Annotated in this window: 25 protein-coding genes; 12 read left to right on the top strand and 13 right to left on the bottom strand. The window is 63.9% G+C overall.

What is annotated here, in order from left to right:
- Positions 1 to 32 precede the first annotated feature (32 nt).
- Positions 33 to 761 (bottom strand): glutathione S-transferase family protein, encoded by a 729-nt coding sequence (locus AC0L20_RS17900; RefSeq protein ID WP_473290252.1) that lies wholly within the window; start codon positions 759 to 761, stop codon positions 33 to 35.
- A gap of 38 nt (positions 762 to 799) precedes the next feature.
- Positions 800 to 1,105, bottom strand: a complete 306-nt coding sequence (locus AC0L20_RS17895) for a hypothetical protein (RefSeq protein WP_473290250.1) — start codon at positions 1,103 to 1,105, stop codon at positions 800 to 802.
- 112 nt (positions 1,106 to 1,217) lie between these two features.
- Here AC0L20_RS17895 and AC0L20_RS17890 point away from each other — a divergent pair, with 112 nt between their 5' ends.
- Both AC0L20_RS17890 and AC0L20_RS17885 read left to right on the top strand, forming a co-directional pair.
- Positions 1,218 to 1,916 carry a helix-turn-helix transcriptional regulator gene (locus AC0L20_RS17890; protein ID WP_473290248.1) on the top strand — a complete coding sequence of 233 codons (699 nt, stop codon included), beginning with the start codon at positions 1,218 to 1,220 and terminating at the stop codon, positions 1,914 to 1,916.
- Between the two features lie 13 nt (positions 1,917 to 1,929).
- Positions 1,930 to 2,253 carry a YkgJ family cysteine cluster protein gene (locus AC0L20_RS17885; protein WP_473290246.1) on the top strand — a complete coding sequence of 108 codons (324 nt, stop codon included), beginning with the start codon at positions 1,930 to 1,932 and terminating at the stop codon, positions 2,251 to 2,253.
- On the opposite strand, the gene AC0L20_RS17880 is transcribed toward AC0L20_RS17885, so the two are convergent.
- Positions 2,250 to 2,648 (bottom strand): hypothetical protein, encoded by a 399-nt coding sequence (locus tag AC0L20_RS17880; protein ID WP_007599645.1) that lies wholly within the window; start codon positions 2,646 to 2,648, stop codon positions 2,250 to 2,252. The two genes, AC0L20_RS17885 and AC0L20_RS17880, sit on opposite strands and share 4 nt — an antisense overlap.
- Before the next feature lie 273 nt (positions 2,649 to 2,921).
- On the bottom strand, positions 2,922 to 3,269 hold the full coding sequence (locus AC0L20_RS17875) for a DUF3307 domain-containing protein (RefSeq protein WP_456769740.1): 348 nt from the start codon (positions 3,267 to 3,269) through the stop codon (positions 2,922 to 2,924).
- A 401-nt stretch (positions 3,270 to 3,670) separates the two neighbouring features.
- On the opposite strand from AC0L20_RS17875, the gene AC0L20_RS17870 reads away from it, so the two are divergent.
- From AC0L20_RS17870 to AC0L20_RS17855, 4 genes are all read left to right on the top strand, one after another.
- Positions 3,671 to 5,116, top strand: a complete 1,446-nt coding sequence (locus AC0L20_RS17870; protein WP_473290244.1) for a TAXI family TRAP transporter solute-binding subunit — start codon at positions 3,671 to 3,673, stop codon at positions 5,114 to 5,116.
- Between the two features lie 122 nt (positions 5,117 to 5,238).
- Complete coding sequence (locus AC0L20_RS17865) at positions 5,239 to 5,457, top strand: hypothetical protein (protein WP_007605264.1); 219 nt, start codon at positions 5,239 to 5,241, stop codon at positions 5,455 to 5,457.
- Positions 5,458 to 5,569: 112 nt separating this feature from the next.
- Positions 5,570 to 6,679 carry a cyclic nucleotide-gated ion channel gene (locus tag AC0L20_RS17860; RefSeq protein ID WP_473290242.1) on the top strand — a complete coding sequence of 370 codons (1,110 nt, stop codon included), beginning with the start codon at positions 5,570 to 5,572 and terminating at the stop codon, positions 6,677 to 6,679.
- A gap of 29 nt (positions 6,680 to 6,708) precedes the next feature.
- Positions 6,709 to 7,494: an enoyl-CoA hydratase/isomerase family protein gene (locus AC0L20_RS17855; protein WP_473290240.1), complete on the top strand. Its 786-nt coding sequence runs from the start codon at positions 6,709 to 6,711 to the stop codon at positions 7,492 to 7,494.
- Here the strand turns inward: AC0L20_RS17855 and AC0L20_RS17850 are convergent, their stop codons facing one another.
- A complete protein-coding gene (locus tag AC0L20_RS17850; protein WP_473290238.1) occupies positions 7,495 to 7,929 on the bottom strand; it encodes a DUF6157 family protein in 435 nt (144 codons plus the stop codon).
- Positions 7,930 to 7,946: 17 nt separating this feature from the next.
- Entirely contained in the window at positions 7,947 to 8,591 is a 645-nt protein-coding gene (locus AC0L20_RS17845; RefSeq protein WP_473290236.1) for a glutathione S-transferase family protein, read from the bottom strand.
- Positions 8,592 to 8,674: 83 nt separating this feature from the next.
- Here AC0L20_RS17845 and AC0L20_RS17840 point away from each other — a divergent pair, with 83 nt between their 5' ends.
- Together AC0L20_RS17840 and AC0L20_RS17835 are read left to right on the top strand one after the other, a co-directional pair.
- Positions 8,675 to 9,694: a helix-turn-helix transcriptional regulator gene (locus AC0L20_RS17840; protein ID WP_473290234.1), complete on the top strand. Its 1,020-nt coding sequence runs from the start codon at positions 8,675 to 8,677 to the stop codon at positions 9,692 to 9,694.
- 100 nt (positions 9,695 to 9,794) lie between these two features.
- Positions 9,795 to 10,028, top strand: coding sequence for a hypothetical protein (locus tag AC0L20_RS17835; protein WP_007599629.1), 234 nt, complete (start codon positions 9,795 to 9,797; stop codon positions 10,026 to 10,028).
- A gap of 68 nt (positions 10,029 to 10,096) precedes the next feature.
- Here AC0L20_RS17835 and AC0L20_RS17830 read toward each other — a convergent pair whose 3' ends face one another.
- From AC0L20_RS17830 to AC0L20_RS17820, 3 genes are all read right to left on the bottom strand, one after another.
- A complete protein-coding gene (locus tag AC0L20_RS17830; RefSeq protein ID WP_473290232.1) occupies positions 10,097 to 11,044 on the bottom strand; it encodes a fatty acid desaturase in 948 nt (315 codons plus the stop codon).
- Positions 11,045 to 11,059: 15 nt separating this feature from the next.
- Positions 11,060 to 12,076 carry an alpha/beta fold hydrolase gene (locus tag AC0L20_RS17825; protein ID WP_473290230.1) on the bottom strand — a complete coding sequence of 339 codons (1,017 nt, stop codon included), beginning with the start codon at positions 12,074 to 12,076 and terminating at the stop codon, positions 11,060 to 11,062.
- Positions 12,077 to 12,230: 154 nt separating this feature from the next.
- A complete protein-coding gene (locus tag AC0L20_RS17820) occupies positions 12,231 to 13,034 on the bottom strand; it encodes an MBL fold metallo-hydrolase (protein ID WP_473290228.1) in 804 nt (267 codons plus the stop codon).
- A gap of 191 nt (positions 13,035 to 13,225) precedes the next feature.
- Here AC0L20_RS17820 and AC0L20_RS17815 point away from each other — a divergent pair, with 191 nt between their 5' ends.
- Complete coding sequence (locus AC0L20_RS17815) at positions 13,226 to 14,428, top strand: MFS transporter (protein ID WP_473290226.1); 1,203 nt, start codon at positions 13,226 to 13,228, stop codon at positions 14,426 to 14,428.
- Positions 14,429 to 14,438: 10 nt separating this feature from the next.
- Here the strand turns inward: AC0L20_RS17815 and AC0L20_RS17810 are convergent, their stop codons facing one another.
- From AC0L20_RS17810 to AC0L20_RS17795, 4 genes are all read right to left on the bottom strand, one after another.
- Complete coding sequence (locus AC0L20_RS17810) at positions 14,439 to 16,052, bottom strand: acyl-CoA synthetase (RefSeq protein WP_473290222.1); 1,614 nt, start codon at positions 16,050 to 16,052, stop codon at positions 14,439 to 14,441.
- 156 nt (positions 16,053 to 16,208) lie between these two features.
- Positions 16,209 to 16,697, bottom strand: coding sequence for a DUF2059 domain-containing protein (locus AC0L20_RS17805; RefSeq protein ID WP_473290220.1), 489 nt, complete (start codon positions 16,695 to 16,697; stop codon positions 16,209 to 16,211).
- A 46-nt stretch (positions 16,698 to 16,743) separates the two neighbouring features.
- On the bottom strand, positions 16,744 to 17,961 hold the full coding sequence (locus AC0L20_RS17800; RefSeq protein WP_473290217.1) for an OpgC domain-containing protein: 1,218 nt from the start codon (positions 17,959 to 17,961) through the stop codon (positions 16,744 to 16,746).
- Between the two features lie 311 nt (positions 17,962 to 18,272).
- On the bottom strand, positions 18,273 to 21,323 hold the full coding sequence (locus AC0L20_RS17795) for an ATP-binding protein (protein ID WP_473290214.1): 3,051 nt from the start codon (positions 21,321 to 21,323) through the stop codon (positions 18,273 to 18,275).
- Between the two features lie 291 nt (positions 21,324 to 21,614).
- On the opposite strand from AC0L20_RS17795, the gene AC0L20_RS17790 reads away from it, so the two are divergent.
- The 3 genes from AC0L20_RS17790 to AC0L20_RS17780 all read left to right on the top strand — a co-directional run bounded on the left by AC0L20_RS17790 (position 21,615) and on the right by AC0L20_RS17780 (position 24,285).
- Positions 21,615 to 22,115: a hypothetical protein gene (locus tag AC0L20_RS17790; protein WP_456766390.1), complete on the top strand. Its 501-nt coding sequence runs from the start codon at positions 21,615 to 21,617 to the stop codon at positions 22,113 to 22,115.
- Between the two features lie 41 nt (positions 22,116 to 22,156).
- On the top strand, positions 22,157 to 23,560 hold the full coding sequence (locus tag AC0L20_RS17785) for an MATE family efflux transporter (protein ID WP_456766391.1): 1,404 nt from the start codon (positions 22,157 to 22,159) through the stop codon (positions 23,558 to 23,560).
- A 179-nt stretch (positions 23,561 to 23,739) separates the two neighbouring features.
- Positions 23,740 to 24,285 (top strand): hypothetical protein, encoded by a 546-nt coding sequence (locus AC0L20_RS17780; protein ID WP_456766392.1) that lies wholly within the window; start codon positions 23,740 to 23,742, stop codon positions 24,283 to 24,285.
- The last annotated feature ends 396 nt before the right edge of the window (positions 24,286 to 24,681 follow it).

Here is a 24,681-nt window from a genome sequence, read left to right as displayed (position 1 = left end):
CCCGGGCATGACGAAGAGAATATTCCGCTTTCCTACGCCGCCTGCCGCAGCGGGGTCCAGGCGAACTCCGGATAGTAATTATCCATCATCCGGTCGACATAAGCGGTGAGGTTCGGAAATCCTTCGGCGCGACGGCGCAGGGCGGATTCGAAGAACGGCGTCAGGATCCCTGCGAGTGCACCGAAGGCGGTGGCATCGACGCCGCAGGGCTTGTTGCCCATCAGATAGGACTTGTCGCCGAGCTGCACCGAGAGCGCAAACAGCGAGCGCACGGCGAGATCGACGTCGTCATCGGGCGCGTGACGGCCTAATCCGGAGAGCAAATAGTTCTCGGCGACACGGAATTGCGCGTCCTCGCGCAACTTCTCGCGATTGTGCTCCGGCGCGCCGTCGAAGAAATGCGCAGGCCCCTTGGCGAAGTTGACGGGGTCGACCCAGCGCGCCCCGACCAGCGCAAAATAAACGTGATGCTCGATCATGCGCTCGAACGCCCAAGCCTGCGCGCGCTCGACGAGCGACAGACCGGCGTCGAAATCGAAGCCGTAGCGGCGCTCGATATGGGCGCGGATGAAGGTGGAATCGGCCACCGCCTCGCCGCCATCGTCGATGAAAGGCAGCTGCCCCTTGGGAGAGGCGGGCGGCATCGCCCGCTCCTTCCGATAGGGCAATCCCGCCATCTTGAGCTGCACCTCCGTCTTGGTGACGAAGGGGCTGATTTCCGGCAGGCCGAAGCCGGTGCCAAAGCCGTAAAGCGTGATCATGAAGGCTCTCCTGAAACCACCGAAAGAGTTGAGGGAACTTAACCGCGGGCTGCTGCCACCATGGTGGCAGCAGCCGTGATATCTTCTGCGAAACGGGCCCCCCGCCAGGCGCGGGCCATGACATGACGGACCAGCGCGTCCGCGGCCTGGACCAGGAAGCGAGCTACCATTGTCGCGAGCGCAAGGCGGAGGTCGAGAACCATGAGATCAAGGGATACGAGGCGGCCGAACGCCCATGCGCACCAAGCTCGGACTTGCAAACGCAGGACTTGCAAAGGCGGGACCCGTAAAGGCTGGATCCGCCACAGCGCAGCGGCCGGGCCGAAATGAGTTGGAATGATCATGGACAAATCCTCTTCAGTCGACGTGTTGACCCGGTATAGAACTCCCCTGCTGCCAACATCCTGTCAGCAGCCGCGCGCCACCTTCTGAAAAACCACCGACAAGAGACCCGTCATGAGACGCGCCGACCGGCTGTTTCAAATCATCCAGGTGCTGAGGCGCACGCGTAAGCCGTTGACGGCGGACGCCATCGCGGCCGAGCTCGAGACCTCGAAGCGCACGATCTATCGCGACATCGCCACGCTGATCGGCCAGCGCGTGCCGATCCGCGGTGAAGCCGGCATGGGTTACATCCTGGAAAAGGGTTTTGACCTGCCGCCTTTGATGCTGACACCCGACGAGATCGAGGCGGCGGTGCTGGGCGCGCAATGGGTCGCCGGCCATGCCGATCCCGCGCTGGCGCGTGCGGCTGAAGATCTGATGGCCAAGATCGCCGACACTGTCCCTGAGCGCCTGCGTCCCTTCGTGCTGGAGCCGGCAAGCCGGGCCCGGCCGAGCTGGAACAGGGAGCCGGACCGCCTGGACATGGCGCGCACACGCACCCAGATCCACGAAGGCAAGAAGATCATGCTGCGCTATCGCGACGAGCAGGGCCGCGCCAGCGAGCGCATGATCTGGCCGATTTCGATCGGCTATCTCGAAGCCGTGCGCCTGCTCGCGGCCTGGTGCGAGCTGCGCGGCGACTTCCGCAGCTTCCGCACCGACCGCGTCGTGGGTGCGAGCTATCCCGACGAGAGATATCCGGAAAGGCGCGACGTGCTGCGCGCGAAATGGCGGCAGAGCCTGGTCTGGGGCCCGCCCAAGGATACGTGAAGGATACGTGACGATGGACGAGAACACCCCCATCGACCTGTCGAGCTGCTGCCAGAGTTGCGGCGCCTGCTGCGGCTATTCGGCGAACTGGCCGCGCTTCTCGATCGAGAGCGACGAGGAGCTCGCCGCGATTCCCGAAGCGCTCGTCAACGACCGTCAATCCGGCATGCGCTGCGAAGGCGATCGCTGTTCGGCGTTGCAGGGAGAGATCGGACAAGCGACCGCGTGCGGCATCTACGCAGTGCGGCCGGAGGTGTGCCGCACGTGCATGCCGGGCGACGCCGAATGCGCGATGGCGCGACGGAAATTCGGGCTGCCAATGATCGCGAGCGTTTAGGCCGGGACGGCTTCGCTGATCTCGTCGTCGATCTCGTCGTCCAGCGGCGCGAGCACCGAGAGCGGCTTGGTCGACAGCGTGATCGGTTTGCGCCCACCGGACAGCGACGGCGAGGATTTCGCCGCGCCTTCGCGCGCGAGCGCGTAGAGCGTTGAACCGACACGGCCGCCATTCTCGATCAGGTCGCGCTCGTTGCAGCTGCCTGCGATCGCGACCGCCAGCGAATGCAGATGGCTGCGGCGATAGCAGAACAGCGCCAGCCTGGCGCGCGCGTCAGGGGAAACACTTTCAACCAGCCTCGGCAGGCCACTCTCGCTGGCGCGGTACATCTCGCCAAGGAGTTCGTCGCGGACCGGGCACGAATCGCCTTCAAAGGTATCGCGGCTTGAAAACATTGCAGTTCTCCCTCGTCTCGGAAGATGCAGTGCAATTCTCTAATGAAAGGTTAACCACGCTGCCCGGTAGTCACCCGGGGTCCTTGCACCCTCGCCGCGAATCAATGGGCTGGAAAGGGTTTTCTCTGCGGCAATCCTTCGAGACGCCCGCCTTCGGCGGGCCCTCAGGATGAGGTCTGCTTCTGCTGAAAGATTCTCAGCTCGTGGTGAGGAGGCGCGAAGCGCCGTCTCGAACCATGCAGTCCGACAGCCACTCCAGACGGCCGCCAGCGCTCAGTTCGCCGCCATGAAGATGGAGAGGCCGAAGCCGGTCAGATGGTGCAGGGCCTGGTCGATGCCGATCAGGGTCCAGAACCAGGGATGCGCAAGATCGACACCGAAATTGGCCGAGACGAGGCCCTTGGCGCGGTCGATCGTGATGTGGATCACGAAGTCGATCAGCGCCACAAACCAGAATCTCGGCGCCACGATCAGGATCAGCGGCAGCGCAACCGCAAGGTGAACCAGGCAGTGCACCAGGAGCGGCAGGGCCCAGCCGTGCTTCTGGTCCTTGCCATGCGCCATCCAGGCGGTCTGGAGGACGAAATCGGCGATGACGTGCTTGAACGTCAGCAGCAACATCCAACCAATGAGGGCTTCGACCGGGACCGCCGATGACAGGGGTGGAAACGACAAGGCGCCCTCGTTGACGTGACAAGAAGAATTGGAGCTTTCAGCGCAATCTCTTCCTGGACCGGTCAAATCGCCGGGACTTGCGATTTATGACACCTCCCGCGGCGGAATGCAGCCGGGGGGAACCGGAAAATCGCCAACTGTGGCTAACTGGTGATAGGATGACCAATCGCCGCGGCCGGGTTGAGTAAGGTTACCTTCGGCTCGGAATTTGCATTCCGCAGCCTGCGCGCTATCATTGCCGGCAGAGAATATCGTTCTTTTTTCAGACGTTTACGAATTACAGGGCGACCGCAGCGATCGCATCCGCGAGCCGCCCGCCACCGGAAGCATAAGGCCAGAGTGCTGCCATGAGTACTGAGGGCCCGACCTCATCGCCGATCGAGCCACCGCCCCGGCGACCCAAGGTGATCAAGACCAATCAGCAGCAGGTCTTCCTCTACGTCGTGCTGACCCTGCTGTTGTCGCTTGCCACCGTCTGGGGCGGCCGCATGCTGGTGCACAATTCGGAGACGCTGACCTTTGCGGTCGGCGCCGCCAACAGCGACGAGGCGCAGTTCGCAGCCAAGCTCGCTAGCGTCCTGAAGAACAACGCCTCGCGCTTCCGGATCAAGATCGTCAACAACGCCGACAACGCCAAGGCGATCGCACAGTTCGACCGCAAGCAGGCCGACCTCGCGGTGCTGCGCACCGACGCCAAGGTGCCGCTGCGGGCGCGCACGCTCGCAATCCTCGAGCACGATCTCGTGCTGCTGCTCGGGCCCGGAAACAAGAAGATCAGGTCGCTCGCCGAGCTGAAGAAGAAGAAGGTCGCCGTCCTCGCCGACAACGAATCATCGCTCGCCTTCGTCCGCGGCATCCTCGACATTCCCGACGGCGCGGACGCGGCGAAGATCCAGATGGCGCCGCCGGGCGCAACGCTCGACAAGCTGTTCGCGCCGGCAAGCGGCTTTGGCGCGGTCGTCGCCATCGTCCACGCCTCGAAGGCGGTGCGGGACAAGGCGTATGAGCAGGTCGCCAGGCGCGGCGGCTTCACGCTGAACGCGATTGACGAGGCGAAAGCGCTGGCGCGCAAGATCCCCGGCATTTCCAGCGAGACGCTGACGGCGGGCACGCTGTCTGCATCGCCGGAAATTCCCGACGACGATCTCGACACGATCGGGCTCGAATGGTTGCTGGTCGCCCAATCCAGGATGTCGCCGACGGCGGCCGGGGAGCTCGCGCGCACCGTCTACGAGAACAAGTCCGCGCTCGGGCTCGACAGCGGCTTTGCCAGCAGAATCGAACCCGCCTCCGTCGAGAAGGACGCCTTCGTGATGGCGCATCAAGGGGCGGCCGACTACATCAACGACGACACCAAGTCGTTCATGGATAAGTACAGCGACCTGATGTATCTGGGCGCTGCCGCGCTCAGCGTCATCGGCTCGATCTTCGCCGCGATCTACGCCAAGATCACCCGGATCGCGCCGGAGAAGGCCAGCGAGCTTTCCACCGCCATCCTCGACATCGGCGAGCGAATCGAACACGCGCATTCGCTCGACCAGCTCGAATGTCTCCAGGACGAGCTGGAAGGCATCTTGCGCGGCGCGGTCATCGGCTTGCGAGACGGCACGATCAGTACCGACGGGCTCGACACCTTCAAGCTCGGCTACGAATTCGTCCGCGACGAGATCGGCATGCGCCGCGACTACCTCAAGCGCCATGCGGGCGAGGGCGAGAAGGCCGCTCAGGATGCGGCCCCTCCCCACCACGACGAGAGCAACGTCGTGGTGGTGAAGACAGCTCAGAGTGCCTGACCTATCGATTTGAGGATCTGCGGCGACGCCTTGCCGGCACGTCCGCGAACGACCGGGGACCCTAGTGCGGGAACCGTCCCCGTCCACAACCGTTTGTTCTCCGATCAACCGGAGACCGCGCCATGCGTGCACTCCTCATCATCTTCCTGCTGGGAATGTTGGCCGCGGTTGGCTATTTCGCTTACTCCGCGATGGCGGTCGAGGGCGAGCCGATCCCGACGGAGGGCTATGTGGCGCTGGCGCTGGGGGCCGGGTTTTCCGTTCTCGTCGGCATCGGCTTGATGGTGCTGCTGTTCTTCAGCAGCCGTCGCGGCTACGACGAACCGCCGCATTTCAAGTAACGGCACGTGGCCAGCGGCCGCGCCCGTCGTTGACGGCCTCGACCGGGGCAGGCACTTTGGCACCGAGGTTCCAGCCGGGGACCGCAAAGACAAAACCGAGCCGCCTTCCCGCATGTCAAAGCCGCTGATCTCCGCTCTGGCCCAGTTCGCGGCCGCCACAGCCGGCCGCAACATGACCAGGGCGGCCTATGTGGCCGTCGCCGTCGGCGTGCTCGCCATGGTGCTGCTGACGGTCAACCCGGCCTATGAGACGGCGCATCGCTGGGTCGATGCCCTGCTTTGGGCCTGCCTCGTCTACTTCGTGTTCGAATGGGTGGTCCGGCTGCGCCATATGGCGCGACAGGGGCGCCTTGCACTCTACATGTCCTCCTCCGCCGGGCTGGTCGACGCGGTCGGTGCGTTGGCCGTGCCGGCCGCGCTGATTCTCGGGATCGAGCCCAGGACGGCGTGGCTGCTCAGCGTGCTTTGGGTGCTGAAGGTGGTGCCGGGCATTCCCGGCCTGCGGCAGCTCCGCCGCGTGCTGGTGCTCGAATCGGGGCCGCTGCTCAGCGTGCTCGTGATCTTCCTGATGGTGGTCTTCCTGGCCTCGGTCGCCGAATATTTCCTGGAGCGCGACGTGCAGCCACAGACGTTCGGCAGCGTGCCGGCCGCGCTGTGGTGGGCCGTCGCAACCCTGACGACGACGGGTTATGGCGACGTCGTGCCGGTGACGCCGCTCGGCCGCATGGTGGCCGCGCTGGTGATGATCTCCGGCCTCGGTGTGTTCGGCCTCTGGACCGGTATTTTGGCAACCGGCTTTGCCGCGGAGACCCGGCGCGACAATTTCCTCAAGACCTGGGAATCCGTCAGCAAGGTGCCGTTCTTTGCAGCACTTGGACCGGCCGCCATCGCCGACGTCACCCACATGCTGCGCACCATGGAGCTGCCGGCGCGCACCATGATCATCCGCAAGGGTACGCAGGGCGACTGCATGTATTTCATCGCCGCCGGCGAGGTCGAGGTCGACCTGCCCGGCAAGAAGGTGCAGCTCGGCGATGGCGCCTTCTTCGGCGAGATGGCCTTGCTCGGCAACAATTTGCGCGGCGCCAATGTCTCGACCACCAAGGTGTCGCGGCTTCTTGTGCTCGACCTCGTCGACTTCCGCGTGCTGATGGCGCGGCATCCCGATCTCGCCGAGACCATCGATGCCGAGGCGAAGCGGCGCACGCTCGAAAACAGATAAATGACGACAAGCCAATAATGGAGACAAGAATGTCGGACACAGCCGACGCAGCCACTGGCCCGGTGCTCGAACTCATTGGCGCGCGCGCCACCATCCGCCTCAACCGGCCCAAACATCTCAACCGGCTGCAGGCCGAGGATCTCGGCGAGCTGGTCAAATTGTTCGACCGGGTCGAGGCCGATCCTGCTATCCGCGTGCTGGTGCTGACCGGCACGGGGCGCGCCTTCTCCGCGGGCTATGATCTCAATTCCGTTGCCGAGCGCGCGGTCAGTGCGAGCGAGCAGCAGAGCGCGGGCTCGGCGTTCGAGGTGGTCGTCAACCGGCTGGAAGATCTCGGCGTCCCCACGATCTGCCGGCTCAACGGCGGCGTCTATGGCGGCGCGACCGACCTCGCGCTCGCCTGCGATTTCCGCATCGGCGTCGACACCGCCGAGATGTTCATGCCCGCGGCGCGGCTGGGGCTGCACTATTACAGCAGCGGCATCAAACGCTACGTGACGCGGCTCGGCGTCGACAATGCAAAAAGGTTGTTCCTGACCGCGCAGAAGATCAGCGCGCCGGAGATGCTGCGGATCGGCTATCTCACCGATATGGTGCCGGAGGACACGCTCGACGAGGAGGTCGACAGGCTCGCCAACATACTCGCGGGCAACGCGCCGCAGGCGATGCGCGGCATGAAGCGCGCCATCAACGAATTCGCCCGCGGCGAACTCGACCAGCAAGCCGCCGACCAGCGTCACCGCGACAGCATGCGCGGCGACGAGATCAAGGAAGGCATCAAGGCGTTCGCGGAGAAGCGGCCGCCAAAATTCTGATCACGCCCGCTTCGACCGCATCGCCCTCACCTGCGTAAGCTCGGGATCGCGGGCAAGCGCCTGGTAGCGTTTGCTCTCGATGGGATAGATCGCGATCCGGCCCTTGCTATCGGCATGAACGCCCCAGCCGAAGCGCTTGCCCAGGCTTGACGCCCTCATGCACGCCTGCCCTCGGGAGAAGAACGCTTCACGGGCCGCCTGCTTCTCCGTTTCAGTCGCCTTTACGGCGAGTTCGCGTCCTGGCGCAGACGTCGCGAAGATCACGTCGTCGGACGTGTATTTGTAAGGCGCCTTGGCAATCATCCCATATTGCAGGCACGCTACCGTCGATTTTCCCGCGCGCAGCGGTGGCTCTTCGCCAGTGCGCGCAGGACAATCTTCAGCAACCCGGATGAAGGTGTTGAAGCAGTTGGTCGTGTGCATCGGCTTCGTCATCTTCAACCTTGGATCACTCAGCCCTGAAGCGCCGCAGCATGCTGCGCGGCCATCTCGGCATCGGCCGCAGTGATGCGCTGGAACGCCGGCCGCGCCGTCATCCGTTCGGCATAGCGGACGAACACATCCTTCTTCGGCACGATACCGAACATCATGGTCCAGCTGAACGCGACGCCCCACAGCACATCCGCGGCCGTCATGCGCTCGCCGAGCAGATACGGTCCCTTCGACAGCTGCGCCTCGAGCGCGCCGAGCATGGTGTCATAGTCCGCATAGGGCGATTGCGTGATCGGTGCCGGCTCGCGCTGCATGAACTTGTCGATCAGGGCCGGCTCGAACGAGACGCCGTAATAGGCGATCCAGCGCAGATACGGGCCGCGCAGCGGATCGTTCAGCGCGGGCGTGAGCCCGGCCTGCGGAAACAAATCGGCGAGGTAGATGGTGATCGCGACCTGCTCGGTCACAAGCTGCCCGCGATGGTGGATCGCCGGCACCTTGCCGAGCGGATTGGTGGCGAGGTAGGCCGGCTGGCGCTGCTCGCCGGCCTTCATGTTGAGGACATGAAGATCGTAGGGCGCGCCCAGTTCCTCCAGCAGCACCCGCGTGCCGGTGGCGCGGCTTTGCGGCGAATAATACAGCGTGATGCGGTTCGGATCGGTCATGGCGGGTCTCCATCTGGCCGGCTGGCGATGGCGTTGTAGCGGATCAAACCTGACATCCTGTGTCAGGTATGATTTAAAGGATCATGCGCGCGAGCCGGATGCTGTCGATCCTCACCACCCTCCAGGCCAGGGGGCAGGTCACCGCGCCTGAGCTCGCCGAGGCCTGCGAAGTCTCGGTGCGCACGATCTACCGCGACATCGATGCGCTCGCGGCGTCCGGCGTCCCCGTCTATGCCGACCGCGGCGCCGAGGGCGGCTATCGCCTGCTCGATGGCTATCGCGTGCGGCTGAACGGTCTGTCGCAAAGCGAGGCTGAAGCGCTGTTTCTTGGGGGATTGCCGGGCCCGGCGGCGGCGTTCGGGCTGGATGCGGCGATGATCGCCGCACAGAACAAGCTGATGGCCGCGCTGCCCGCAAATTTGCGCGAAGACGCCGGACGGATGCAGGAGCGCTTTCACCTCGACGCGCCGGGCTGGTTCGGCGAGGCCGAAGAACCCAAGCATCTGCGCACCATCGCCGCCGCGACTCTGCGCGGGACACTGATCAAGATCCGCTACCAGAGCTGGCGCGCCGAGAAGCAGCGCCGCGTCGCGCCGCTCGGTCTCGTGCTGAAAGGTGGCAGCTGGTATCTCGCAGGTCTGGTCGACGGCAGCGTGCGGACCTATCGCGTCGCGCGCGTGCTCGACTGCACGGCGCTCGACGATCGCTGTGAGCGGCCCGCCGGCTTCGATCTCGCCGCCTATTGGCGGGACGCAACGCTGCGTCTCGAGGCCGAGATGCATCCCAATGTCGCGATCGTTCGGCTGTCGCCCTTCGGCGTGAAACTGCTCGACGCGCTGAGCCAGCCTTACGTCAGGGCGCGTACGCAGCTCGAAGAGACCGCGGATGCAGACGGCTGGCGCATTGCCAGAGTGCCGACCGGCAAGACGTCATGGCATGCCTCCGCCGAATTGTTGCGGCTCGGGCCCGAGGCCGAAGTACTGGAGCCGGCCGATCTGCGCGAGAAGATGGCCGAGCTGACAGAGGCGATGGCCGTGCGCTATCGCGCGGCGCGGGAAACAGGACGGCGGCGCGACGCGCCGCGACCGACGAAACACTCCTGAAACACGATTCTCCCCTGCCTGCATGAACGCATCCGCGTTTCGGCTCGACCGAGATGCAGGGACACAACAACGGCCCTTTGCGCCACACTGGAGAATGAAGATGTTTCGTAAGCTTGCACTTGGTCTGATCGCCGCCGGCTCGCTCGGCGTTGCCGCTCTCGCCCCCACCGCCGCGTCGGCCCACGGCTTCCACCATCACTGGGGTCCCAGCTGGGGCTTTGGCGGCGTCTACGTCAACAGCGGCGTCAACAATTGCTATCAGGAGCGCGTCGTCCAGACCCGCCACGGCCTGCGCGTCCGCGTCGTGAACGTCTGCGCGTACGGGATCTACTGATATCTCGCATTCACGGCAAAGCCCCGATCGCACCGCGATCGGGGCCTTTGCACGTCAAAATTTTCTCACTAGCCGCCCTGACGCTGCCGCCGAAACCAGGCCCAGGTCTCCCGCGTCGTCCTGATGTAGCCGCGGCCACGATGGACGATCTCGCCGTCCACGATTCCGTTCAGCTTTGGCAGGGCGTGGAACGGGATCGAGGGATAGGCGTGATGCTCGACATGGTAGGGCATGTTCCACGCGATCCATTTGACGATCGCGCCGGTGTAGGTGGTGCGGGTGTTCTGGAATGCGCTGCGGGTACGCTCGCAGCCGGTGTGCTCGGCGTAGAGATAGGGCCGCAGGAAGAACTGCCCAATGATCAGCGGCACGATCCAGACCCAGAGCAGCAGCGCCGACGAGAACCACAGCGAAAGCCCAAATAGCGCGACATAGAATCCGGCATAGACGCGCGCCTCGGTCACGATGACCGCACGCTTGTTTTCCGGGATCCAGGGCACGATGACCTTGCCGGTGACGGCATGGCCGAGCATCAGCCGCAGGCGTCCGGCGACCTGAAGCACGCCGCTATAGGCGAGCGCGAGCTGCGTGTCGGATTTCGGTTTGACGCCGACGACCAGCTCGGGGTCCTTGTCCGGATCCTGGGTGTAGCGGTGATGGTCCCAGTGGAACAGGCAGTAATATTCGTAAGGCAATCCGATGATGAAGCCTGAGAGATAGCCGACCACGAGGTTGAGGCCGCGGCTTTTGAACGCAGTCTTGTGCGCGGTCTCGTGCACGGCCATGAACAGGAAGGCGACGAGATAGCCCTGCACCGCCACCAGCGGGAACGTCCAAAGGACACCCCAGGTGGAAGAGACCCTCCAGATCAGCGCGCCGACCAGTACGACCAGGCCGTAATGGCTGAGGCTTTGCGCGGCACCTCTGAGGTTCGACCGCACCGACAATTCGCGCAGCATCGCCGGTGCCAGCGGCTTCAGCCGATGGCCGGAGTCTGAAACGGTTGTGTCAGTCATGATCGGATGCCTGTCCTACTTGCCGAGAAGCTGCGCGATCTCGGCCTTGATGAAGGCCTGATCGCGCGGATTGTTGACGGGGTTGCCGGCACGATGGCCGTGCAGCGACGGGATCGGATGCAGCACCGCAGAGCGCGCATTGACCAGCCGGCCGAGTTCGTCCTCGTTGTCGCGGACGTCGAAATAGCGGTCGGTCGCACCGGGCATCAGCAGCATGTGGGCGTTGATCGCGGCGAGCGCGCGATCGAAATGGCTATCGAAGGTCGTGCAGCGACTGATATCGCCGTTCTGCCAGATCCCGATCTGCGCCAGCAGATCGTTGGCATCGCGCCGGGCAAACGCCGCGTCCCAGGTGCGAACGAGATAGTCGTCCAGCGAGGTGAAGCCTGCTTCGCGCCAGATCTCGTCGCGATAGAAACCGTGCGACATCGCCCAACCCGCGTAGACGCGCCCCATGGCGCGATAGCCTGCGACGGGCTTCTCGACGAAGTGGCCGTCGCGGAAGGCGGGATCTGCGGTCAGCGCGGCCTTCACGCTTTCCAGGAAGACATAATTATAGGGCGCGCAGCGGGCACTGCCGCAGACGACGGCCGCCCGCTCGACTATATCGGGATGCAGCGCCGCCCAGTGATAGGCCTGCATGCCGCCCATCGACCAGCCATAGACCAGGGCAAGCTTCGAGATGCCAAACCGCTCGGTGAGCAACCGATGCTGGACCGCGATGGCATCGTGATAGGTCAGGATCGGGAACGGCGCGGCGGTATTCGAGGGCGAGGACGACAGCCCGTTACCGAACAGATTCGGGATCACGATGAAGTAGCGTGTCGGGTCGAGCACGCCGTCGGGGCCGATCAGCCACTCGGTGTCGGTGTGCTGCGCGCTGAACGAGGTCGGATAGAGAATGACATTGTCCTTGTCCGGACTGAGCGTGCCGTAGGTCTTGTAGGCGAGCTTGAGCGAAGCGACGACGGCCCCGGACCGGAGCGTGACGCCGCCGGCCTCGAAGATCTCGTAGTCGCGCTCCGCCGTCATGGACCGAACTCCCGCTCACGCGGCAAGCGCGCCGCGGAAACAGCGATGCATCGATCATGCCGGTCCCGCAGACGCATCGTCGCGCCACGCTTAATAACTGTACTTATAGTCCATTTATTATGGATCAGCAAGATAAATCCGGTCGCGAGCCGGCTCAGGCGATGGCGGCCAGATAGCGCGCGACAGAGGCCGCGAATGCGGCCTTGGCGCCTGCGGCGATGTTGCGGCCCCACCAGGCGCCGTAGATGCGATCGAACGCCAGCGGCTCAACGGCCGCCGCAATCCGTCGCACCGCGGCGGCATTGAGCGGCATGTAGTTCGGATAGGAGTACATGAAGCTGACGAAGCGGCGATCCATCGTGACCTGCGCGATATCGCCGGTGAGCAGCGCACCCCTGCCGTCCGCACCACTCGCATGGTGCAGCATGGTGGCGCCGGCGAAATGACCGCCGGTGCGCAGCAGCAGCAAATCGTCGGAGATGCGATGGCTGTCGCCGGTCCAGTGCTCGATCGACGCATGCGGACGCGTCACCCATTGGCGATCATCGGCGTGCAAATAGACCGGCACCCCGCCAAACGCCTCGCTCCAATCGGCGAGCGCGCCATAGTAATGCGGATGCGAGATCGCGATCGCCTTCAGCCCGCCGAGTGATCGCACATGCGCGATCGCCTCGGGTGTCGCCAGCGGGACGCAGTCCCACATCAGCCAGCCGTCCGCGAGCGGCACCAGCAGCGCGCGCTGGCCGATGGCAAAGCTTGGCTCGAGCGCGAGGCCGGTCAGGCCGAGATCGTCGTGCCAGACCATGCGGTGACGCTCCGAGAGCGCCTCGCGCGTGAGGAAAGTCTGCCCCTTCCAGCCGACGTATTGCCGCTCGTCCTCGCAAATTTGACAGGCCGCGGGCGGATTTTCGCCATCCGGAAATTGCGCGCCGCAGGTTTCGCAGGTCCAGAGAGGCATGCCGTACTCCCGACAGAGACGATCCAACGTCAATAAGGAATTGCTGGCCGTGATCGCAAGGCCCGCCGCCCGGGCGAAGCCTGGAACCAACCCGATCAGCGCCCGTTAAACTCTCGTCCGCGCCAGAACGATTGGCTGAAAGGATCATGTCCCACCCGCAGTATCCCGGCTAAGACCAATTTTTGGTATCGATGACATCGCGGTCCCCCTCCTCGTCTCGTATCTGGCCCCTGTTCGCTCTCAACTTTTTCATGGCCGACATGCAGTCGGGCATCGGCCCTTTCGTCGGCGTCTTCCTCCAGGAGCGCGGCTGGGCCAGCGGATTGATCGGCACCGCGATGACGATCGGCAATGTCGCGGGCATGCTGATCACGACGCCGATCGGCGGCTTCATCGACGCGAGCCGCAACAAGCGCATGTGGGTCGTCATTCCCGGTATTTGCGTGGTGCTCGCGTCCGCGATCATCCTGATCTCACAGAATTTCTGGGCGGTGACGTTCTCGCAAGTCGCACAATCGCTGGCGAGCGCCGCGATCGTTCCGGCGGTCACCGGCATCACGCTCGGCATCGCCAAGCAGAAGGGCTTCAACGCGCTCAACGGCCGCAACCAGGCGTTCAACCATGCCGGCAACATGGTCGGCGCCGCGCTGTCGGGCTATCTCGGTTACAAGTTCGGCTATGTCTCGGTCTTCGTGCTGGCGGCTGTGTTCGGCGCCATCGCGATCGCCTGCGTGATGATGATCCCGGCCAAGGCGATCGACGATCGCGCCGCGCGCGGCAGCAAGGAGGACGATCCGGACAGCGCGCCGGACGCGTTCACGATGCTGCTCAAGCACCGCGCGCTGCTGGTGCTGGCAACGGCGCTCGCGCTATTCCATCTCGGCAATGCCGCCATCGTACCGCTCTACGGCCTGGCGGCGGTCGCCGAAGGCCAGGCCAACGGCCCGAGCTTCGTCGCGACCACCGTGGTGATCGCGCAAGGCGTCATGATCATCACATCGCTGATCGCAATGAAGGCGGCCAGCAAGCGCAACTACTGGCCCATCATCCTCGTCTCTTTCATGTTCCTGCCCATCCGCGGCGTGCTCGCCTTCTTCGTCACGGGATGGTGGGGCGTCGTGCCGATGCAGGTGCTCGATGGCATCGGCACCGGGCTCCAGACGGTTGCTGTTCCCGGCATGGTCGCACGCTCGCTCAATGGCACCGGCCGCATCAATCTCGGTCAGGGTGCCGTGATCACCGTGCAGGGCATCGGCGCGAGCCTCAGTCCCGCGCTGGGCGGCTGGATCGCGCAATGGATCGGCTACGGCCCGACGTTCCTGCTGCTCGGCGGTTTTGGCCTCGCGTCCATGGCGCTGTGGTTCGCGTTCGGCGCTCACGTGAAGAAGTATTGAGGCGCGAGCTTCAGGTCCCAAAATTCTTCTGGATCGCCTTGTCGAGGGTTTCGCCGCCGACGAAGCGCTGGCGCAGCTCGCGCTTGAGCAGCTTGCCGCTCGGATTCTTGGGCAGGGCATCGACGAAGATGACACGCTTGGGCACTTTGAAATGCGCCATCTGGCCGGCGCAATGCTTGATGACGGCCTCCTCGTCGAGCTTCTCGCCGCTCTTGACCACGACGATCGCAGTCACCGCCTCGATCCAGCGCGGATCGGGCAGGCCTACCACCGCAACCTCCGAGACGGCGGGGATGCGGTAGACCATCTCCTCGACCTCGCGGCTCGCGACGTTTTCGCCGCCCGTCTTGATCATGTCCTTGACGCGATCGACCACGGTGATGTGGCCCTCGTCATCGACGGTGGCGAGATCGCCGGAGTGAAACCAGCCGCCGGAGAACGCCGCCGCCGTCTTGACCGGATCGTTGTAATAGCCCGAGAGCAGATGCGGCGAGCGGTGCACGATCTCGCCGACTTCGCCGACCTTCACATCCTCCATCGAGCTGTTGACCACGCGGGTCTCGACATTGAGCACGGGCTTGCCCGCCGAGCCGGCCTTGCGCAACTGGTCCGCAGGACCCAGCACGGTCGCGAGCGGCGCGATCTCGGTCTGGCCGTAGAAATTCCAGAACTTCACGCTGGGCAGGCGGCGCTGGAGCTCGAGCAGCACCTCCACCGGCATGATCGAGGCGCCGTAATAACCCTTCTGCAAGGTCGACAAATCCGTCTTGTCGAAATTGGGCGAGCGCAGCATCGCGATCCAGATTGTCGGCGGCGCAAAGAACGACGTGATCCTGTGCGTCTGGATCAATGACAGAATGTTGTCGGCCGCAGGCTTGCCCGTGATCACACCGGAGGCGCCGAGATAGATTTGCGGCCCCAGGAACACGTCGAGCTGCGCGCAATGATAGAGCGGAAGCGCGTGCAGGAATTTGTCGTCCACGCTCATGCCGCCGTCGATGATGCAGCTGACATACTGCCACATCACCGCTTCGTGGGTCAGCATCGCGCCCTTGGGCAGCGACTCCGTGCCGCTGGTGTAGACGATCTGCGCGAGATCGCGACTGTCGACCGACGCCTCGAGGTACAAGCCATCGGGGCTGAGGAGATCGTCGAAGGTGGTGAGGCCCGCGGGCGCGGTGGCGGGATCCTCGCCCGGCAGCCAGATCATCTTCTCGACCGCACAATCCCTGGCGCTGGCCGCGCGCGCGGGCTCGACGAAATCGGGGCCGGCCGCGAGCAGCTTTGCGCCAGAGCTCTTCAGGATGAAATTGATCTCGTCCGGATTGAGCATGAAGTTGATCGGCACCAGTACCGCGCCGATCCGGGCCAACGCGAACCGGAGCGCCGCAAAGGCGTGCGAATTGCGCGAGAGCACGGCTACGCGGTCACCCTTTTTCACGCCGAGGCCGAGCAGGCCGCGGCCGAGCCGATTGCAGATCGCGTCCATCTCGGCAAAGGTCCAGCTCACATCGCCGCAGCTCACCGCGAGCTTGCCCGGATCGCGGCCCGCCGCGCGGCGTAGGAGGTCGCCGATGGAATGCTCGCGGGCCTTCGTGATCGTCGCTGCGATGTCGCCGGTCATTTCCGTTCCCCTGAATTTTTTCATTGCGTGAGGGCCGCTCTGAGCACAGGTCAGGCCATTGCATTCACGCGCTTCTTGTTCTTCAAAAGCGTAGTCGGGGCAATCGGCCGCGTCAAATCAGCCAGCGAGCGCGGCGCCGTTACGCAAGAATTGAGCTCAGAGCTTGTGCCCCTTCTGGCGCAGCGCTTCGATCAGGCGCTGCTTCAACTCGTCGGCCGTCTTCTGGCCGACGTCCTGGCCGATCTGCGCGCTTGCCTGGGCCAGCGCGTCCGACTTCTCCAGGAACTTCTTCCCGGCCGGCTGGCCATAGAAGGCCTCGATCTGGCGCAACTCGTCGATGCTGAAGCTCTGGGCATAGAGGGCGGCGACCTGGTCGACCATCGAGGTGAGGGCCGGGGTGTAGATCTCGGAGCCGGGTGCCGTCACCGCGTCATAGTCGCGCTCGATCTCCGGCCTGTCCTGCGCGACCACGGGCCTCAACTTGAGCAGGAGCTGCGGCAACAGCGCGCGATACTGATCCGCGATCTTCAAGGTGACCACCAGCTTGCGCGCCGCGCTCATCGCCTCCGGCGAGGGTGCTTGCGCCGATGCACCCGAGATCAGGAGCAGGAGGGTGCCGGCGATCGTCAACACAAGTCTGGACATAAACTTCTCCGTTGGATCTCTCCACGAAAATGCAGGCCGGCGAACCTCAATGACCCGCGGGCGCCACGGCAGACCTGTCCGCAGGCGCGCGTTCCAGGACGGTGTCGGCCTCCTCGATCTCCGTCACCTTCACGAACAGGTTCGGCACCCGCTCGGTCCGGTCGAGCAGCCAGGCGGCTGCGATCATGATAGCGATGCCTACGACGGAGACCGCGAGCTGCTCCCAGACGCCCTTGGTGTATTGCGTCAGGATCCAGTGCGCCGAGAACGACAGGAAGACGCCGAGGCAGAAGATCGGCAGCGAATGCTGGCCGCAGAGGATCACGGGACGCAGCCAGGCCCCGTGCAGGGTCCGCCATTTGCGCGAGATGAGGTGAGTGACCCAGATCGCCAGCGCCAGGAAATGCGTGAAGCGCAGCATGTCGAGGTCGGTCTTGTCGATCGGGTAGATCGCCTTGATCATCCATTTCGGGATCATGGCTTCGAGCACGGGGACGTGCCAGGTCATCACGATCAGCAGCGCGAAGGCGAGCCAGGCCGCGGCCAGCGCCATCGCCGCCTTGGACCACACCCAGCTTGCGATCTTGTCGATCTGGCCGATGCCGCACCAGGCCGCGAACACGAACATCAGCTGCCAGCAGAACGGGTTGAAGTACCAGTGCGTGCCGGGCGGATAGGAGGCGACGTTCCAGTCGAACCAGCGCGCCAGCACGTAGAGCACCACGGAGCCGGCGAGCGTCAGGTTCGGCCGGCGCACCAGACACCACACGATGAAAGGCGAGGCGAACACCAGCGTGATGTAAAGCGGCAGCACGTCGAGATTGACCGGCTTGTAGCGCAGTGAGAGCGCCTGCCCGATCAGAACGTCCGGATGCTCGAGGAAATTGTGAACGTTGAACTCGTGCTCGTACATGGGATTGTCGAAGCGGCGTGCGGTGCGGGCGATCTGCGCCGTGAACAGCAGGAACAGCATGATGTGGGCGACATACATCTCGACCGCGCGCCGCCACAGCCGCTTCAGTGCGGCGACAAACCAGCCGCCCGCGACGATCGGCCCGTAGATCCAGCCGACCAGATAACCGGAGATGAAGACGAAGAATTCGGCGGCGTCGCTGAAGCCGTAATTGCGCAAGGTCAGCCAGGCCACGACGTCGTGCGGGATGTGGTCGAGGAAGATCATCCACAGACCGATGCCGCGGAAGAGATCGAGCCGCAGGTCGCGCTCGACCGGCGCGAGCAGCGCTGACTGGTCCCGTGTGATCATGGCCCCGCCTCGTTCGGTGGGCGTCGCGCCCTCGCGGCGCCGAAAAATCGGATGCTAAAAAATTGAAATCAAAAGTCGCCTGACCGTGTGGCCAGGGCCGACGGTAGCCGACCTTGCTGCGCGTGCAAGGGCCTAGTCATCGGAGCGGACCGCACCAGCGGGCCCTCCTCCGCGCTGCACCATGGTGGCCCTTCAAAATAAAAGGGCGAAACAACCCCATGCACAGTAGCTAACCCGTTGCGGCGCCTGCTGAATTTATTTGACACGTCGGGCAGATTTCGGCCGTGACGGCGGCCCGGCTGCCGCTGCCGTCAGCTGAGCTCGTCACCCGCCGCCTGCATCTCGTTGAGCATCGCCTCGGCCTTGTGCCGCAGCGGCAGCGCACCGCTCTCGGCGGCGATCGCGATGGTCGCGCGCAGGGCGCCAAGGATGGCCGCCTTGGCCTCCGCATCCGACGGCGGCGTCACCACGGCCTCGCCGAACAGGGCCTCCGCCTCCAGCCCGGAGAACCCCTGTTGCCGCGCGGTGTTGCGCGCCTCGCGCAGCATGTTCTGCGCGGCCTGGACGTCGCCGAGACGGTGGGTGGCGAGCGCCAGATAGATCGAGCTGCGCAGCACCGCCGAGGTATAGCCGACCGCCTTGGCCTCCTCACGCGCTTCCGTCAGCATGCTGCGCGCCCGGTCGAACAGCCCCTGCTCCAGATAAGCCATGCCGAGATGGCAGGCGAGCACCGGCACGAACAGCCGGATGCCGTGCTTCTGCGCCAGGACAAAACCGTCCTCGAGAATGGCCGCAGCCGCCGCCGGCTCGCCGCGGCCGAGCATCAGCCAGCCGCCGCTATAGGCAGCCGCGACGCGGTCGTAGGGGCGACCCGTTTCCTCCGCGATTGCGGCGGCCTGCTGCTGGAGCTGTTCGGCGGCGTCGAACTCACCCATCACGGTGTGTGTGATGCTGTTCATCATGCAGCAGAGTAACAGGGCAGGCTTCGGTGTCGTGCCGAAAGGAGCACTCGGCTCCGGCCCCGCCAGTTGGGCACAGGCTCGCGCGAACAATCCGTCAGCTTCACGATAGCGTGCGGCAAGGAAGTACACTTGGCCCAGACCGTATTGCGCCGCATTGAGCCAACCCGGATTGCCCGCCCCCTCCGCGAGGCGCACGACTTCCTCACCAATCGTAACTGCTTCGAGCGGGGTGCCGTAGAAGTTCTGTGCGGCAGCCATTACGGTCATGGCTGCTACCTTCCGTCCAAGGTCGTTGATCGCGTCGGCGCGGCGCTCAGCCTCCTTGCCAAGATTCAACCAGTCGGCGATCTGACCGGAGGCGATAAACGCCGCACGCGCCTCGATGCGAACATCCACGGCGTTCGCTTCTCTCGAAGGAGAGATCGGGGTCTGATCCAGCGATTTCATCGCGATCTCGAAATAGTCAGCCGCATCGACAAACGCCGACCGCGCAAGACATTTTCGCGCCGAGGCTCTGCCGTAGCTGAACGACTTGGTCCAATCCTTCGCTCGCGTGGCATGATAGCAGAGCTTGTCGGGATCGTCGGCTCCAATCTCGCCGTCTTCCAAGGCCGAAAGAATGCGCGCATGAATGTCTTCGCGCGCCCTTTCGACCATGGAGTCGTAGGTCACCTGCCGGACCATTTCATGCCGGAATTCCAGCGCATCTTCCAATTCGCTGTCGATCCTGACCAGTAGCTCGGCGCGATCGAGTGCGACGAGGCATCCCTGCAAAACATCCTCGGGCAGGGCCGCGATCTTCCGCAGCATGACTTCGCTCGATCTCGGCCCCAGACTGGCGGCGATCTGCAAAACGGACCGTTCCTGCTTCGACACCCGATCGAGGCGTGCTGCAATCACGCCTTGGATACTTGTGGGAATGCCGAGTTCGTCGATCGGACGCACGAGTGCGAGGTCGCCCCATTGGCCACGTAGCGTGCCGCTGTCCTTCAATCCGCGGCAGACCTCCTCAATGAACAGAGGAACGTTGGCGGTATGAGAAATGATCCGGCTCTTCAAATCCGCGTTGGTTTCGGAGGAGCCGAGCATGTCTGCCAGCATGGCGAGCCCCGAATCGTCGTCGAGGGGCCGCATTGCGACGATCTCGGCCTGACAGCGCGCAATCCAGACCGGCATGCCATTTGGCCGGGAGGTGAAAAGCACGAGAAGGCCGGCCGCCTGCAACGACGCGATGGCAGCCACGACGCCGTCGCTCGCCCGGTCGATCCAGTGCAGATCCTCCAGCAGGAGCACCGTTCGCCCGCGATTTGCCAGGCTTCCGGCGATGGCACAGCTTGCATCGGAGATGGCTCGTCCCCGTGCATGAGGCTCCAGTTCATCCCAATGCGAATTCGATATAGGGAGATCGAGCACTGCATCGAGCGCACTTTGCTGAATCGATGGCAGCCCCTGTCGAATATCTCCCGGGCTGTCCGGCTCCCTTGCCGCGTCCATGGCCGACAGCAAAATCCGCTTGAGGGTGCTGAAGGGGGCACCCTGGAGATTCGGGCTGCACTCAGCATCGATCAACCGCCAGCCATCGGCCTTGAGCTGCTGGGCAAACTCGTGCGCCAGCCGCGACTTGCCGATACCAGCATCACCCAGCAGCAGCACTGTCTGCCGGCTTGTCGCGGCGCTTCCCGCGCTGCGCTCCAGCAGCGCGCGCTCGGTCGTGCGATCGACGAAACGGGAGACGCTGCGAGCCCTTCGCACCCGCCAGCTTGACAGGTCGCTCGCGCCCACGATCCGATAGACCGGCACGGGTTGGCTGAAGCCGCGCAGTGATTTTCCTCCCAGGGATTCAAAGCGGACATGCCCGTCGGCGAGCTTCTGGCAAGCCTCGGAGACGCAGATCTGGTTCGCCTCAGCCGTCGCCTCCAGCCGAGCGGCCAAATGCTGGGCCGCGCCGCCGATCTCGTAGACCTTGGAGAACTCGCTGGCGACCATGTAGGCAACGACATGGCCGGAGTGGAGACCAACCCGGACCTGAAGCCCGGGATCACCAAGGCTCGCGACGCGCCGAACCAATTCTATCGCAGCGTGGCAGGCCAAGGGCGCATGATTGTCGTCCGCAATGGGGGCACCGAACACGGCGGCAAGGCCGTCGCCCAATTCCTTGCTGACGATACCGCCGAACTGCCGAACCGCCCCCCTCATAGCGGCCAAAGCTGGCTCCAGGCGCGAGACCGCCTCCTCCGGATCGAGCTCTGCAACAAGCCCGGTGGAATCGACGACATCGGCCCGGAGAATTGTGACAAACCGTCGTTCACTGTCGGGATCGGAGCGGCGCACGCCTGCACCGCAATTGGGGCAGCGGCTGTCGCTTGCTTCGATCGTCGACTGACATGCCGTGCAAAGCATTCCGTGCTCTCAAGACCTTGCAGCGGGACGGTCGGTAGGCCACTGCGAACGATGGCGACAGGATCGCCTATGAAAACCCGCTTAGCAACGGGGCATGCGATGCATCCCAGACAAAGCGCCCCCAGAAACGGTTGCTGATCTGGACGATTCACAGTCCTGGGTGGTAGCTTGCCAAAAGCCGCGCGAAGAAGATGCTACGAGTAACGGGCACAGGCTCGTGTTCTAACCGTCAAGCTTCGCAGAGCTGCATATTTCCCAGGGAAGCCAAGCATTGATTGAGGGACAAAATACATGGGCATGAGAGTTTACACGGGTAAGCCATTTAAGGACTTGATGAATGGTAATTACTATCCATTGGAGAACATGAAGAAGAGCGTAAAGAAGCTCAAAGCCTCGGAAAATATCCATCTCCCGACATTGGAATACGGCCAGTATCACCTGATTTTGACGCCGAAGAGCAAGTGGCCGCAGGGCAGCGCGAAGCACTGGCACAAGGAGAAGGGCCGTGCGCGCGTCGACCTCACCTTCCAACCGAATACCACGCCGCTGTCGAAGGACGAGCCGGACGTGATTCCGCTGACGCGATGTGCCTTGCTCGATGCCTGTGTCCGGAAGTGCTTCAACTCGGAGCCTCCGATTCCGATGAAGACCAACATCATCACGCATGCGTCGACGGATCGTAACGCCGATCGGCACGAGATCCGGCTGGAGTGGGAGTACGAGGCCGACAGCAAGACGCCCAAACTGCTCAATTTGACGATGGTCTGTCCGCACAAGCCACCCAAGTCCTGACCTCTGGTCGGACCCGACAGTTCGACAACAAGGAAGGTCCGTTGTCGCCGCCCCCTCGCCCAGTCGCGAATACGCTGCTCGACGGACCGATCCTGCGGACGCTGCTCTCGCTCGCCTGGCCGAACGCGCTCGCGTTTTCGGCCGGCACCTTGGTTGCGATCGCGGAAACCTCCTATATTGGGAAACTCGGGATCGAAGCGCTGGCAGCAATGGCGCTGGTGTTTCCCTGCGTGATGCTGACCATGAGCATGTCGGGCGCGGCGATGGGCGGCGGTGTGGCGTCGGCCATTTCCCGCGCGCTCGGCGCGGGTGACCGCGACCGGGCGGAGAGCCTGGCCACGCACGCACTGCTGATCGCCGTCTTCTTCGGCCTGGTTTTCACGCTTGGCATGCTCATCGGTGGCCGGCAACTGCTGGAGTTGCTCGGCGGCAAGGGGGATGTGCTGGCGCTGGCAGTCGCCTACAGCCAAGTGTACTTCGGCGGAGCCGTGCTCACCTGGCTGGTCAATATTCTAGCCGGCGTCCTGCGCGGCACCGGCAACATGAAATTGCCGTCGCTGATGATCGTCAACTCTGCGATCTTGCAGATCATCCTTGGCGGAACGCTAGGTCTTGGTCTCGGACCCGTACCCCAATTCGGGATGCCGGGGGTCGCGACAGGGTCGTTGATCGCGTATTCGATCAATATTGCGATTATGAGCTGGTACCTGTTCTCCGGCCGGGGTCGCATCATTCCCCGGCTGAATGGGTTTCGTATGCGGTGGCCGTTGTTTGCCGACATCCTCAAGGTCGGCGTGGTCGGCTGCTTCTCCCCACTGCAAAATACGCTGACGAACCTCGTCTTGACTCACATGCTTGCCGTGTTCGGCACCGCGGTCCTCGCGGCTTATGGCATCGGCGCGCGCCTGGAATACGTGCTGGCGACCATCGCCTTCTCTGTTGGCATCGGCTCGGTGCCGATGATTGGCGTTGCAATCGGCGCGGGACGCATCGCGCGTGCCCGCCGGATCGCCTGGACGACCGGCCTCGTGGCACTGGTTGTTATCGGGACGCTAGCGTGCGCGGTTGCTCTCTTCCCCGGACCGTGGGTTAGTCTCTTCACGGACGACGCCGAGGCGGGCACCGCCAGCCGGCAATTTCTCCGCACCGTCGCTCCGTTCTATGCCTTCATCGGGCTTGCCTCGGCGATGTATTTCTCGTCGCAGGGTGCCGGGAATGTGCTCGGTCCAGTGCTCGCGCAGACCGCACGGCTGCTCTTCATCGTGCTTGGCGGCTGGTATCTGGTCTCGCAGACGGCAACGACCGAGAGCTTTTTCTCGCTCACGGCTGCTTCAATGATGTTGCTGGGCCTCCTTTCCTCCGCCGCAGTTGCGTTTACACGCTGGGGGCCTCGCAATGCCGATGCGAAAGGCCCGCTGACCTTGGCCGGTGCGGCCGACAAATAAGAGCGCAAGACATGCACAGTGAGACGCTCTCAGATTGCTTTCGTTGACGCCACATCTTCGCGAATGATAGCGTTCGCAGGTAAGCTTGGGGGCACAAGCGTGGCTCGTCGTTGAGCTCGCTGCCGTGGAATACTTGCCAGTATCTGTGCCAGTACGCGGCGAAAAATCGAGAGCGATCAATGGGCGCAATCTACGACGATCAAAAGTACAAAGACCTGATGAACGGCAACTACTATCCGCTCGAGAACATGAAGCGGAGCGTTGCCAGGCTTAAGGCCTCCAAGCAGATCGACATCGAGACGATGGAATACGGCCAGTATCAGCCGATCCTGTCGCCGCTGGAGACATGGCCGAACGGCAGCGGCAAGGTGTGGTTCAAGGCACTCGGCCATGCCCGCCTTCAGCTCACCGCCCAGCCCAACACAACGCCGCTGTCAAACGACGAGCGCGTCGTGGTCCCGCCGACGAAATGCGCATTGCTGGATGCGTCCATCCGCAAGTGCTTCAACTCGGAGCCGCCGATCCCGATGAAGGCCGACATCCGGCAACACCAGAAGGACGACGCCAATTCCGACCAACACGAGATTCGTCTGATCTGGGAGTACGGCAATGGCGAGGACCACGCGCCGACGTTGCTCAATCTGACCATGGTCTGCCCCCATGCAGCCAAGCCGCGACAGGCGGATGCCTCAGCCGAGGCCCGGCAGGAGCTCTCCGAAAAGTAAGACGCACTCTGGCGGCAACGCCATCCGATCTGGCGCGGGCTGGCACTTTGCGGCCCGTGCTTTTTTTGTGCGTGCTTTCGAAGGACGCTGAATCACGAGACCACGCCTCCCCACCAGCAAATGCTCGGCGCGACGTCGAGCAAGGCGCGGCATGATTTCCTCGGCAGTGCCGGCGAAACGACGCTCGCCTGCCGGCGACTACGGGGACAGTGCACTCAATAGCGGTTGTCGAAATCGCAATGGCTGCCACGTCCGAGTTCGGCGCTGTCGGCGCAACGCTCAACCACCTGAGGCAGCCGCAAGGGATTCGCCGGAGCCCGTGACACTCACGCACGGCTCCCCCAAAACAAAAATGGCCCGCTTCAAGCGGGCCATTTTCGGATCGGGACCGGTAAG

The sequence above is a fragment of the Bradyrhizobium sp. Kon58 genome, from assembly GCF_055807455.1.
This window is presented reverse-complemented; position numbering and strand designations above follow the sequence as displayed.